Origin of the sequence: Algoriphagus chordae, assembly GCF_003254055.1 — a bacterium.
In the GTDB taxonomy this organism is placed as follows: domain Bacteria; phylum Bacteroidota; class Bacteroidia; order Cytophagales; family Cyclobacteriaceae; genus Algoriphagus; species Algoriphagus chordae.
Genome location: NZ_QKZT01000004.1, coordinates 225,792 through 237,845, shown reverse-complemented (window position 1 = coordinate 237,845; position 12,054 = coordinate 225,792). Strand labels below are relative to the sequence as shown.

Sequence of the window (12,054 nt, the reverse complement as noted above, 5' to 3'; positions counted from 1 at the left end):
TGGATTGAATATGATAACAAGGGGAAGTCAAAAAATACTTCCCCTTTTCTTTGTCTTATTTCTCGTATTCCAGCACCCGATTAGCCCAAGGAATAAAGTGCTGCATATTCGGTCCATCTGTATGACCTCCATCATGCTGTCGCCAAGCCAAATCTCCATTCAGCATATCGGTATTATAAGGAGGCATTTCATATTTCATGTAGACATTTGTCCACTTGTTTCAACTCGTCAATTCTTCGATTCTCCCCTCGTAATCAAATTGCAGATCTTCGTGAAGCCCTGAAATCAGCTTTACCGCTTTACCCAACTGCATTTGATAGATATTATCCAAAACTTGATTTCTATGTCTGAGGAAGCCGTATTCCTTTAGCTTTTCACAGAAAAATAAAAGCACTTCTATCTGATCCGTTTTCACTTTACTCAGTTTAAGCAATTTGTTCATTTTACGCCGTAGTTTCTGAGCAGACTTTTTCGCATAGTAGGAATGATCGCCTCTTGCAGTTTGAAAATCCAGCTCCAGTTCTTCCTGCACCATTTCTAAATAGAGTGTCGGATTATCTTTCTCATTCAACTTAAAAAATAAATAGGACTTGTTATCCCTGCTGAATTTGCTCAAGTCCGCCACCAAATCTATCAATTCTTTCTCGTTGAGATAGCTGAGTTCTTTCTTGAGTTGCGCGAGACTTGGGATTTTCATGGTAAAGGGTGGTAAATGACTAGATCAAATTTTAACAATTTTTACCGATCAAGCTTCATACCTATCGAAAAACAAGTGATTCTTCTAATTAAAAAGAAGTGTAAGTCATGAAATTGATCTGTGCATCGAGTATGCTTATTAGGGTACATTTCAAACAAATTTATACGAAAATCAAACCTTTGCTCCCGTTCATATTTATTCTTTTGATATTGGAAAGGTAGTCGCTTATCTTAATGACTTCAGATTTTAATTTATGAAAGAATTTCAGGCCATTATACAAGCTTACGTGCAGTACAAAATCACAGGAAAGAAAACTGCGTTGGCCACGGTAGTACAGGTCGATGGCTCTGCCTATAGACGACCGGGAGCTCGAATGTTAGTATCCGAGGACGGTGAATTAACTGGTGCTATCTCAGGCGGATGCTTGGAAGGTGATGCGCTCCGCAAAGCTCAAACGGTGATCTTCCAGCAAAAATCTATGCTGGTCACTTACGACACTACAGACGATGATGATCAGAAATTCGGAATTGGTCTAGGCTGCAATGGAATTATACATGTATTAATAGAACCTGTTGATTATCAAAATACTATAAACCCAATTGAATTGCTAAAAATAGCAACTCAGGATCGTGTGTTATGTAGATTGGTCACTGTATTTTCTGTCAAATATTCCAAGCAAGAGCAAGTTGGAACCAAAGTCCTTTTGAAAGAAAATCAGGTCTTTGGGGATAAAGAAAGTCTGGATAATTCACTTTGGAAGCAGGTTCAAAATGAAATAGAAGAGGCTGATTCTAATCATCATATCATTCTTAAATATGAAGCTTTTGATGATGTGCAGGTATTCATAGAATCCATCAAACCTGTAATTAAAGTATTACTCTTTGGAGCAGGAAATGACACGATTCCATTGGCTAAAATCGCTGAGGTATTGGGATTGGAAGTCATAGTCATAGATGGCAGAAAAAATCTAGCCACTGCTCAACGTTTTCCAGCGGCTATTCAACTTGTAACTGGATCAGGTGATCAAGTAGTGAAGCAATTGAATACTGACGCACATACTGCAGCATTGTTGATGACGCACAATTTTGACTATGAGGCTCAGGTTTTGGAAGATTTGCTTCCGCTGGAACTCCCGTATGTGGGGATTTTGGGCCCAAAGAAAAAGTCTGAAAAACTAATTGAACGATTGGAGAAGAAAGGACTGGCTGTCAATCAAGCTGCTATCTACTCCCCAATGGGTTTGGATATAGGCGCCGAAGGTTCGGAAGAGATTGCTTTGTCCATTTTGGCAGAGGTGAAAGCGGTTTTGGCAAAAAAACAAGGTACCTTTCTGCGAAATAAGACAGGCCCCATACACTAAAATTAGATGAAGACAGGAATTATCATACTTGCAGCAGGAGAATCAACCAGACTTGGCTATCCAAAACAAATAGCAAAATACAAAGAGAAGACCCTGCTTCAACTAGCCATAGATGCCGCAAATGATTCCAATGCAGATAAGAGAGTACTTGTTTTGGGAGCGAATCGTGATGAGATCAAGAAGACTTTTCCGGGATCCAGCATCCCAAATATTCCCAATCCATATTTCGAAAAAGGCATGTCTTCCAGCATCAAAGTTGGATTGGAGTACATGCTGAAATTCGACAAGCCGGATCAGGTGATTATCATGCTTTGTGATCAGCCTTTTGTGGATGCAAAGATTCTCAATAAGCTAATTGCCACTCAGGAGAAGGAATCAAAAGGCATCGTTGCATGTAAATATGCCAAAGTTGTTGGAGTTCCGATACTTTTCGGATCTGCTTATTTCAAAGAATTGCTGGAGCTTACAGGTGACGAAGGAGCTAAAAGCATTGTACTTGCTCATGAGCATGATCTAGTCACTGTAGCCTTCCCAAAAGGTAAAGTGGATATTGATACTGAAGAGGATTTGAGGGATTTGAATTTGTAATGTAGTATCCCGCGTAAAGGCGCTTTTTTTTTCTCGCAGCGGCGCGTTGACGCAACGTTCTGTTAACCTTGGAGGTGTTACCCCGAACGATGTTGAAGGGTGACACATCACAGGTTTTCAAATAAAATCCCCTTTCATTTCGTAATCCTATCTTATACTTTATTTTCCTTCCTTCTTAAGAGTTAATATAAGTTAGGCCTGTACTGTGCATTTAGAAAGTTTAAAAATTGCGCCGTAGCGCGGGATTTTTCGCCACACCGTTGAGCCGCCGTGAGAGATTATTTCCCTCTCAACTCTCCCATTACCTTTCCCACCCATTCCGCTGCATTCAGCACATCATGCTCTGTGGTATTCCTACCCAAGCTAAAACGAATAGAAGCTCTTCCTAGATCGGAATCCAAACCCATTGCTTGGAGCACATGAGAGGGTTTTGGTGAAATGCTGGTGCAGGCAGAACCTGAACTTACTGCTACCTTCTGACATACTTTACGAAGTAAGTCCTCTCCCTCTACTCCTCCAAAAGCGATGTTTGAGACATGAGTAAGTTTGTTTTGACCTCCATTCAAAGATGTGTTAGGAATCTGTAAAAGTTTGTTTTCCAGTATATCACGTAGCTTTTCCAAGCGGTTTGATTCTTCCTTCATTACCGAGAGCCTTATTTCGGCAGCCTTTCCGAAACCTACGATAGCCGGAACATTAAGTGTTCCGCTTCGAAATCCTTTTTCATGTCCACCGCCATGAATCTGAGACATTGGCTTAGGAAGTGAGTGATTATGTCGGATGTAAAGGGCCCCGATGCCTTTTGGTCCATATAGCTTGTGGGCAGAAATAGCCATTAAATGAATCCCTTTTACAGAAATTGGAATCTTACCAGCTGCCTGCACCGCATCGGTAAAAAAGATAATGTCATTTTCTTCGGCCAATTCTGCAATCTCAGAAATAGGATGAATGACACCAGTTTCATTATTTGCCCACATCAAGCAAATCATTTTAGTGTGCGGAAGTATGTTAGATTTCAATAATTCTAGATCAATATTTCCATGCTTATCAACTGGCAAATAAGTCACTTCGGCACCATTTACCTCAATGGCTTTCATGGTATCCAAAACAGCTTTATGTTCAGTTTGGCAAGTGATGTAATGATGCTTTGCTCCCTTGTATAAATCAAAAGTACCTTTGATCGCAAGATTTATTGCTTCTGTAGCTCCTGAGGTAAAAATGATTTCCTTTGCCTGAGCTCCGATCAAATTAGCGATTTGCTCTCTAGCTGTCTCAACTGCATTTTCTGCTACCCATCCATAGCCATGGGATTTGCTCGCTGCATTCCCGAAGTGCTCTCCAAACCATGGAATCATAGCTTCAATCACTTCTGGAGCGCAGGGAGTGGTCGCGTTGTAATCAAGGTAAATGGGGTAATTCATGAGTGCAAAATAGGCAATTTTATATGGGAAGGAATTACATATTTCAATCATAATATCACGTGTCAGTCCGAGTAAGAACAATTGAAATTAAAAAAAGACCGATGATGTTGCCTGTCTGAGCGAAGTCGAAGGATCTTTAAAATAAGTGAAATTATTGTCCTCGACTCCTCCCGGACTGACCAGCGTTTCGTGTCCTCATATCAATCCTTGGTAGCGAAGTCTAAACCATTTCAGTAAATTTTTATTGATTTGGAAATATTTACAATTTGTCATCGCTCAGTGACTAATTGCGGTTACCTGAATGCTACATAATATGCCATTACTAAGAGTCTGATAAGAATGCTTTAAATTTAGATATGCAAGAAACCTGGACATTAACACTCCCATCATCTGAAAAGCCTACTTCAGAAGAGCTCAAGCAAGTTTTGACCGAAAACGAGAAGGATTTAGGGATATTCCTCTCCTACTATTATAAGAAAGATGGTGCACTTGCCGAAAAAGTGAATCTGGGTTCTGAGATTAATTTCAAAGATGAAAGCTCAGGGGATTTTGAATTAGAATTTGACTTGATTCACTACAATGCCTGTCTGGCTATTCATGACCAAAAACGGGATCAGATGAAAATCACATTTGAGATAGAAAATGACAAGCTGAATCTCAAAGGAGCTTATTGGCCTGAACGGGAAATGGACGAAATCTAGATACTAGTATTAAGACATAAGTATCAAGTAGCTAGATAATTGTATTTAGACTTTAGACACAAAAAGTGAGAGCCTAGATTAAAAACCGGAAATAAGAATTACTAGGATTTACGAATTTTTATAGATCTTACCATTAAATAAAAAGCACTTCCAGTACATATGGAAGTGCTTTTTCTTGGTTCTTGAATCTGTTTTCTAGATTCTATAGTCTTGATACTTATGTCTAAAATCTAGCGTATAGATCACGCTCTTTTTATACCCAAATTCAGATCCTGAAACTCTTTCTGATCTATAAAAGGTTGGCTTCTTAGTCTTCTTTCGGTTGCGCTGAAAATCGCATTTGCTATTGCTCCGCCAGTTGGTGGAAGGCAAGGTTCACCCAAACCTGTTGGATCAAAACCGCTATCTACATAATAAGTATCTACAGCTGGCACCTCTTTCATACGTATCAAGCGATACTTATCGAAGTTGGTTTGGGTAGGAAGCCCTCCCTCGAAAGTCAGGTTTCCATACATCGCATGTCCCATCCCGTCTACCACTCCACCGCGAACTTGGTGATTGGCACCAGTAGGATTTACTACCATTCCGCAGTCTGTAACTACATGAATCTTCTTTAGAGATGGAGTGCCATTTTCCATCTCAATTTCAGCGACTTGTGCCACATAAGTTCTATGAGAGAAATACACAGAAAATCCCTGCTTTACATTTGGATTCTTTCCCCAATTTGATTTTTCCTTGGCCATTTTTGTAACACCGATCATGCGATCTACATCATAGCGAAGTTCTCCGCCCACAGGATTAGCTTTCGCTTTTTCAAATAGCTCTAGTCTAAAATCTACAGGATCTTTCTTAGCTGCTAGTGCAACTTCATCTAAAAAGGACTGTTCGGCATAAGCCAGGAAATTGGTAATTGGCGCACGCCAGGCATTGGTGGTAATCGATGAATTGTAATTCACATTTTCAATCAAGAGATTATCGACTGCTCCAGCAGGGAAGTTATTTTCTCTAGTACTATTACCAGCGTTCATACCAACACCACGAAGTTTGTAGCCTGTCATATTACCATCCGCATCCAAAGATGCTTCAAATCTATATCTCACTGCTGGACGATAGGCTCCGCCAGTTAGATCGTCTTCTCTACTCCAAGTTAATTTCACTGGAGCATTCATCATTTTGGAAACATGAACTGCTTCAGAAACATAATCTGCCCTAAGCCTTCTACCAAAACCTCCTCCCAATCTGGTGATTTCAACTGTGATATTCTCTGGAGCAATTCCTGTCACTTCAGCAGCCGCTCTTCTCGCACTTTCCGGAGTCTGAGTTGGACCAACTAATTCTACGGAACCTTCCATCACATGAGCAAAAAAATTCATAGGCTCCATAGGAGAATGTGATAGAAATGGACACTGATATTCAGCATTTACTACTTGAGCGGCATTTCTAAACGCAGTATTGACATTACCATCTTTTCGCTTTACTTCGGCTTTACCGTTTGCCAAAAGTTCTTTGAAAATCTCATCATGATCAGCCGAACTCTCTACTTTTCCATCAGCTTCATATTCTACTTTTAGAAGCTTCTTGGCTTTCATCAATGGCCATGTCGATGATCCGACTACTGCCACAGAGTTTTCAAAAGTGATGATATCCTTCACTCCCGCTACATTTCTCGCAGCGGCATCATCAATAGATTTGATTTTCATTCCAAAAGGCGCACGTTGAATCATTGCATGAAGCATTCCTTCTCTATAAAAATCAAGTCCAAATAGTGGCTTACCGGAAAAAATAGATTCATTGTCCACGTTCTTAACGGGAGTCCCGATAATTTTAAAGTCCTTTTTGTCCTTTAAAGTAATCTCCTCCGGAGCAGTTAAAAGTGCTGCATCATTAGCAACTTCCCCGTATCCTATTTTCTTTCCACTGGCTTTATGATAAATAATACCTTCTGAAGTACTTAGCTCATCGGCTGAAACTTCCCATTTGCTCGCTGCTGCAGCTACCAAAAGATATTTTGCCGTAGCTCCAGCTTTGCGAAGCCGTTCCCAAGAGTGAGGCATAGCTCCAGATCCACCTGTCAATTGACGCTGATACTTCTCAGTGTCCAGATTGGCTTGCACTACCCGAACTTTACTCCAGTCTGCATCCAATTCCTCAGCTACAACCATTGGAAAGGAAGTCTTGATATTTTGTCCCAACTCAGGATTTGGAGAATAAATCACAATATCCCCAGATGGCGCTATGCTCAAAAACGCATTGAAATTCTTGGCATTTGCAAGCACCTCTTCAGTGCTGAGAACTTCCATTTTTGGTGAGTCACAGCTCATCCAATTGAAGCCTATAAATAATCCTCCCGCAGTTGTTCCTGCTATTTTGAGGAAGTCTCTTCGGTTAGTTTTTGTCAGTGTAGCCATGATTATTTGGATTTAGCAGCCATTGCAACGGCTTCTCTGATTTTATGATAAGTACCACATCTACAGATATTTCTGTTCATTGCTTCATCTATCTCTTCCATAGATGGCTTTGGATTCTTTTCAAGAAAGGCCGAAGCGTTCATAATCTGCCCAGCTTGACAATAGCCACATTGGGCAACGTCTACTTCTGCCCAGGCTTTTTGAACTGGATGATCTCCATCTTCCGAGAGCCCCTCTATTGTTGTGATTTCGTCTTCTGTGAGACTAGCCGCTGGAGTGATGCAGGAAAAAATAGCCTCTCCATTTTTGTGAACAGTGCAAGCACCACACTGAGCGATGCCGCAAGAATACTTGGTGCCGACCAATCCAAGATGATCCCGAAGTACCCAAAGTAAGGGGGTATCTTCTTCTACATCAACCGAATTTGCCTTTCCGTTGATTTTGAGGTTTATAAGTGCCATGGGTTATTGATTAAGTTTTACACGTTTAAGATAAAGAAAATCAGAAGAGTATAGAAACCGACTATAAAAAATAGGTGGCTTTATCTCTCGTGGCGACCCAACGGCGCAACGCTTTTCATACCCTGCTTACCTGCTATCTGAAGTCGCAATTGCTTTAGATATTAGCTTTTGTACAGCTTGGAACTCTTTGATAAAAAATCAATAAAATCCCTTCTAACTCGCACCTTTTTATAGGTTTCGCAGTTGAAGCCAATAGTTTATACCCTAGCTTTTCAAGCTCCTATGTTCAAGTCTTTATTCAAAACTCTGAAATACCTAATGATCAGCATCATTTCAATTGTAGTCATACTAGCTATCATTGCTATACTCTTTGTTAATCTTAGTCCACAATTTGGCGGAACTCAATCCAAACAAAAGCTAGCACAATTTGAGAAATTGGACTATTTCGAAGATGGAAAATTCAGCAATCTCATACCTACTAATATGGACATGGATTTCACAGAGGCGATAAAGATGATACCTGATTTTTTCAAAAATGACCCTAGCCGTCAGCCAAATTTCGAACTACCCATAGAGCATCGTGATTCTTTGGAGTTAGTTACTAAGGATCATCCTACTCGCTTAGTGTGGTTTGGGCACTCTACTTTTTTACTCCAAATCGAAGGAAAGAATATTCTGATCGATCCTATGTTTGGTGAGGTACCCTCTCCTAGCCCGTATTTGGGCAAAAAGCGCTATAGCAAGGAGCTGCCTATTTCCATAGAAAAACTGCCGCAGATCGATATGATCATCATGTCACACGATCATTATGATCACTTGGATTATGGTTCTATTCAGAAGCTGAAGGATAAAACGAAGTCCTTTTACATGCCTTTAGGAATGGGAGCGCATTTCGAAGAATGGGGAGTAGATTCTTCCAAAATCCACGAGTTGGGCTGGTGGGATGAAATCAAAGCGGATGGCTTGCTTTTAGCTTTAACTCCTGCTCGACACTTTTCTGGACGTGGTTTGAATGATAGATTCTCTACACTCTGGGGTTCTTGGGTGATCCAAGGCAAAGAAGATAATATCTATTTTAGTGGTGATAGTGGCTATGGTCCACACTTCAAGCAGATAGGAGAGAAATATGGTCCATTCAACTTTGCCATGATGGAATGTGGTCAGTACAATGAGCGCTGGTCGGATATACATATGTTGCCCGAAGAAACTGCTCAGGCGGCAATGGATATCAAGGCAGACGTTTTTATGCCAATTCATTGGGCGGCCTTTACTTTAGCGATGCACTCCTGGAGAGATCCGATTGAACGCGTTTTGGTGAAAGCTACAGAAATCAATCAGCCAATATTTGTTCCTGAGATTGGTGAATTCATCGAGTTGGACAAAAATCTAGAAACAACACGTCAATGGTGGTTAGAACCCACATCCATGACTAAACAGATGATTTCCAAGTAATAGACTCAAAGTCCTAGGTATTTCTAACTGCTTTTGTCCATTTCAATCCGAGATAGTATTGAAATCTAGTTTTGGGAATGGGAATGAATTGAGGCATTTTTCCTAATTTAAGGTTTCAAATTATATTCAATTCAACCTAAAAAACCTATGGCTCAGACTATCAAAGCAGCTATCGTTGGCACCGGATTTATCGGACCGGCACATTTAGAAGCACTTAGAAGAATTCCTAATATCGAGGTGACAGGCCTTGTAGAAGTAAATCAGGAAGTAGCAGATGCCAAAGCTGCAGAGCTTGGAATCCCAAATGCCTACACTTTTGAAAATATGCTGAAAGATGACAGCATTGATGTAGTACATATTTGTACTCCAAACTTCCTTCATTTTCCGCAGTCAAAAGCCTGTATGGAAGCTGGTAAGCATGTTGTCTGCGAGAAACCACTTTCAATGACAGTTGAGGAGGCGCAGGAGCTTGTTTCTTTTGCAAAAGAAAAAGGAATGATCAATGCAGTTCACTTCAACCTCCGTTATTATCCTATGGTTCGCCAGATGAAAGTGATGCGTGAAAAAGGTGAGTTGGGAGATGTATATTCCGTGATGGGTTCTTACTTACAGGATTGGTTATACTTCAAAACTGACTATAGCTGGAGGTTGGACCCTAAGCAATCTGGTGGTTCAAGAGCAGTAGCAGATATTGGATCTCACCTTTTAGATATGACTGAATATGTGACTGGTTTGAAAATCACTGCTGTAATGGCTGATTTCTCCACTGTGCATCCTAAGCGCCTGAAGCCTTTGAAAGCAGTAGAATCTTTCTCTGGAAAAGAATTAGACCCTTCAGATTACCAAGAGTATGATGTGACATCTGAAGATTATGCTACTATTTTGCTTCGTTTTGATAATGGTAACACAGGTTCGATTACCGTCAGCCAAATCAACGCTGGACGTAAAAACCGCCTTAATATCGAAATTTCTGGATCTAAGTCGAGCTTCGAATTTAATGCTGAAAAGCCAAACGAACTTTGGATCGGTAAGAGAGAAACTGCCAATTCTATTTTGATGAAAGATCCTGCCTTGGTAGACGAAGGGGCTCGTTCTTTAGTAAGCTTCCCAGGAGGTCACCAAGAAGGCTTCCCAGATACTTCCAAGCAGCTTTTCAAGGAAGTTTATGCCGCAGTCAGAGAAGGCAAACAACCAGAAAAACCTACTTTCCCAACTTTTGCTGACGGCTTGAGAGAGTTGATCATCGGTGATGCGATCGTAGAAAGTAATGAGAAAGAAGGTTGGGTGAAGATTTAATGCGATTGTTGGGTGTTGGAGGTTTGATGTCCGGTGAAGCATACATCGGTCACCCAACATCCCGCACCCGACGTTTTCCCCCTTTTGTAACCTTTTCACAGAAATGTCAGTTTGGAAACTAGAGGAATTAATAAATTTCTTTATTTTTCATATGTAATAACAAAAACTAAGGACCATGAATTTCAAAAAGAATTTACTAGCCACTGCCCTACTTGCATTTATAGGTTTAGCGGCATTTGCTCAAGAGAAAGCTAGCCCAGCCAAAACCGCTGAAGGAACGGTAGGCGATGCTAAAATCACTATCAATTATTCCTCTCCTGCGGTAAAAGGCCGTATGATCTGGGGAGATTTGGTGCCTTTAGGAGAAGTATGGAGAGCTGGCGCAAATGATGCAACTACCTTCACGACTACTAAGGATATCATGGTAGAAGGAAAGAAATTGCCTGCGGGAACTTATAGTTTCTTCGTGATCCCAGGTGAGGCTTCTTCTACATTTATCTTCAACAAAGTTGCTAAGCAATGGGGAGCATTTGATTATGATTCAAAAGAAGATGCATTGAGAGTTACAGTTCCTTCTGGCCAGACATCTACTATGGAAGAGCGTCTTGTATATGAAGTAAAGCCTTCAAGCTTTGAGATTAGATGGGAATATGGAAAAGCTTCAGCCAAGTTAGGCTCATAAGCTTTCCAAGCTAATTGAAATTGAAACCACGGGATTTTTCTCGTGGTTTTTTTGTGGATTAGGGGATTTTATCGCGGTGTACACGGAGGATGACGAGGAGCTCACAGAGAAAAGCTTATGTCTTTTTATACGGCACTTCGAGTAAGAATAATTTAGAATTTACAAGAGAGTGATGACGGGTCAGGGTGAGCGAAGTCGAAGCCTCTATTAAAATATATAAAATTATTGTCCTCGACTTCGCTCGGACAGACTCGAATTGTGGTGAAAACACAATCCGTCATTGGGCACGTAGCAGTCTGTTTTAAAATATTAGAGTAGGGTGAAAAATCGTTCGCCCCTACCTCATTCAATCCTATAGTTTAGACGAAGACAACTTCAATTGTAGATGCTCAAGGGAAATTCCCAATAGTTCTTTCTCTCCTACAAGCTTAAATCCCAATTTCAGATAAAGCTTTTTAGCTCTAGGATTTGTCCTGTCCACTAGCAAGCCTAGGGTAGCATCTCCATGCTCAGACTTTACTTGAATGAGAAATTGAAGCAGTTTTGATGCGATACCTTTTCCTTGCTGTGTAGGGAATACAGCCAAAGAATCTATATAATACTCACCAGCTTGGGTTTCTTTTTCTACATGCATATTCCTATCAAAATGCTGATGGATATATTCCAAAACTGGCTTTCTTAATTCCTGCAATTTGGCTCCATCATACACTAACATCGCTCCTACAATCTCACCATTGTCCACAGCTACATAGCAGTTCTGGAAAGAATATTGATTTCCTGTATTCTGAACAAAATAATGTAAAAAGCCCACAGCTTTGAGGTAATCCTTCTCGCCCATAAACTTATACATCACCTTTCCAGAGGCTAGCATCAGCAGTTCAGTAATCGCCTCGGAATCTTCAAGCAGCGCCTTCCGGATAATCATGTTTAGACTATAGTGTAAATAAGCAAGGAATGGATTCTATTGAAGGGCGAAAGATTATTCGCC

General features: G+C 40.6%; 12 protein-coding genes. 6 read left to right on the top strand and 6 right to left on the bottom strand.

The genetic code is table 11. From position 1 onward, the window contains the following. Window positions 1-55: 55 nt before the first annotated feature. Both LV85_RS22040 and LV85_RS06375 read right to left on the bottom strand, forming a co-directional pair. Window positions 56-199: a hypothetical protein gene (locus LV85_RS22040; RefSeq protein ID WP_158531150.1), complete on the bottom strand. Its 144-nt coding sequence runs from the start codon at window positions 197-199 to the stop codon at window positions 56-58. Window positions 200-220: 21 nt separating this feature from the next. After that, window positions 221-697, bottom strand: a complete 477-nt coding sequence (locus tag LV85_RS06375; protein ID WP_111317354.1) for a hypothetical protein — start codon at window positions 695-697, stop codon at window positions 221-223. A gap of 253 nt (window positions 698-950) precedes the next feature. Here LV85_RS06375 and LV85_RS06370 point away from each other — a divergent pair, with 253 nt between their 5' ends. Both LV85_RS06370 and LV85_RS06365 read left to right on the top strand, forming a co-directional pair. Next, window positions 951-2,057: an XdhC family protein gene (locus tag LV85_RS06370; RefSeq protein WP_111317353.1), complete on the top strand. Its 1,107-nt coding sequence runs from the start codon at window positions 951-953 to the stop codon at window positions 2,055-2,057. 6 nt (window positions 2,058-2,063) lie between these two features. Then, complete coding sequence (locus LV85_RS06365; protein WP_111317352.1) at window positions 2,064-2,645, top strand: nucleotidyltransferase family protein; 582 nt, start codon at window positions 2,064-2,066, stop codon at window positions 2,643-2,645. A gap of 278 nt (window positions 2,646-2,923) precedes the next feature. Here LV85_RS06365 and LV85_RS06360 read toward each other — a convergent pair whose 3' ends face one another. Continuing rightward, window positions 2,924-4,066 carry a cysteine desulfurase family protein gene (locus tag LV85_RS06360; RefSeq protein WP_111317407.1) on the bottom strand — a complete coding sequence of 381 codons (1,143 nt, stop codon included), beginning with the start codon at window positions 4,064-4,066 and terminating at the stop codon, window positions 2,924-2,926. A 356-nt stretch (window positions 4,067-4,422) separates the two neighbouring features. On the opposite strand from LV85_RS06360, the gene LV85_RS06355 reads away from it, so the two are divergent. Then, window positions 4,423-4,767, top strand: a complete 345-nt coding sequence (locus tag LV85_RS06355) for a hypothetical protein (RefSeq protein WP_111317351.1) — start codon at window positions 4,423-4,425, stop codon at window positions 4,765-4,767. 242 nt (window positions 4,768-5,009) lie between these two features. Here LV85_RS06355 and LV85_RS06350 read toward each other — a convergent pair whose 3' ends face one another. Both LV85_RS06350 and LV85_RS06345 read right to left on the bottom strand, forming a co-directional pair. Next, on the bottom strand, window positions 5,010-7,175 hold the full coding sequence (locus LV85_RS06350; protein WP_111317350.1) for a xanthine dehydrogenase family protein molybdopterin-binding subunit: 2,166 nt from the start codon (window positions 7,173-7,175) through the stop codon (window positions 5,010-5,012). A gap of 2 nt (window positions 7,176-7,177) precedes the next feature. Beyond that, window positions 7,178-7,636 carry a (2Fe-2S)-binding protein gene (locus LV85_RS06345; protein WP_111317349.1) on the bottom strand — a complete coding sequence of 153 codons (459 nt, stop codon included), beginning with the start codon at window positions 7,634-7,636 and terminating at the stop codon, window positions 7,178-7,180. A gap of 318 nt (window positions 7,637-7,954) precedes the next feature. Here LV85_RS06345 and LV85_RS06340 point away from each other — a divergent pair, with 318 nt between their 5' ends. The 3 genes from LV85_RS06340 to LV85_RS06330 all read left to right on the top strand — a co-directional run bounded on the left by LV85_RS06340 (window position 7,955) and on the right by LV85_RS06330 (window position 11,066). Next, the gene (locus LV85_RS06340; RefSeq protein ID WP_111317406.1) at window positions 7,955-9,088 is read left to right on the top strand and encodes an MBL fold metallo-hydrolase; all 1,134 of its coding nucleotides are present in this window, start codon (window positions 7,955-7,957) and stop codon (window positions 9,086-9,088) included. Between the two features lie 147 nt (window positions 9,089-9,235). Further along, entirely contained in the window at window positions 9,236-10,384 is a 1,149-nt protein-coding gene (locus tag LV85_RS06335; protein WP_111317348.1) for a Gfo/Idh/MocA family protein, read from the top strand. Between the two features lie 175 nt (window positions 10,385-10,559). Next, on the top strand, window positions 10,560-11,066 hold the full coding sequence (locus LV85_RS06330) for a DUF2911 domain-containing protein (protein WP_111317347.1): 507 nt from the start codon (window positions 10,560-10,562) through the stop codon (window positions 11,064-11,066). 352 nt (window positions 11,067-11,418) lie between these two features. Here LV85_RS06330 and LV85_RS06325 read toward each other — a convergent pair whose 3' ends face one another. Next, complete coding sequence (locus LV85_RS06325) at window positions 11,419-11,991, bottom strand: GNAT family N-acetyltransferase (protein WP_111317346.1); 573 nt, start codon at window positions 11,989-11,991, stop codon at window positions 11,419-11,421. Window positions 11,992-12,054: the final 63 nt, after the last annotated feature.

Excerpts from the sequence above, each read along its gene's own strand:
- LV85_RS22040 (WP_158531150.1), bottom strand. The coding sequence starts at position 199 with ATGAAATATGAAATGCCTCCTTATAATACCGATATGCTGAATGGAGAT.
- LV85_RS06375 (WP_111317354.1), bottom strand. The coding sequence starts at position 697 with ATGAAAATCCCAAGTCTCGCGCAACTCAAGAAAGAACTCAGCTATCTC.
- LV85_RS06370 (WP_111317353.1), top strand. The coding sequence starts at position 951 with ATGAAAGAATTTCAGGCCATTATACAAGCTTACGTGCAGTACAAAATC.
- LV85_RS06365 (WP_111317352.1), top strand. The coding sequence starts at position 2,064 with ATGAAGACAGGAATTATCATACTTGCAGCAGGAGAATCAACCAGACTT.
- LV85_RS06360 (WP_111317407.1), bottom strand. The coding sequence starts at position 4,066 with ATGAATTACCCCATTTACCTTGATTACAACGCGACCACTCCCTGCGCT.
- LV85_RS06355 (WP_111317351.1), top strand. The coding sequence starts at position 4,423 with ATGCAAGAAACCTGGACATTAACACTCCCATCATCTGAAAAGCCTACT.
- LV85_RS06350 (WP_111317350.1), bottom strand. The coding sequence starts at position 7,175 with ATGGCTACACTGACAAAAACTAACCGAAGAGACTTCCTCAAAATAGCA.
- LV85_RS06345 (WP_111317349.1), bottom strand. The coding sequence starts at position 7,636 with ATGGCACTTATAAACCTCAAAATCAACGGAAAGGCAAATTCGGTTGAT.
- LV85_RS06340 (WP_111317406.1), top strand. The coding sequence starts at position 7,955 with ATGATCAGCATCATTTCAATTGTAGTCATACTAGCTATCATTGCTATA.
- LV85_RS06335 (WP_111317348.1), top strand. The coding sequence starts at position 9,236 with ATGGCTCAGACTATCAAAGCAGCTATCGTTGGCACCGGATTTATCGGA.
- LV85_RS06330 (WP_111317347.1), top strand. The coding sequence starts at position 10,560 with ATGAATTTCAAAAAGAATTTACTAGCCACTGCCCTACTTGCATTTATA.
- LV85_RS06325 (WP_111317346.1), bottom strand. The coding sequence starts at position 11,991 with ATGATTATCCGGAAGGCGCTGCTTGAAGATTCCGAGGCGATTACTGAA.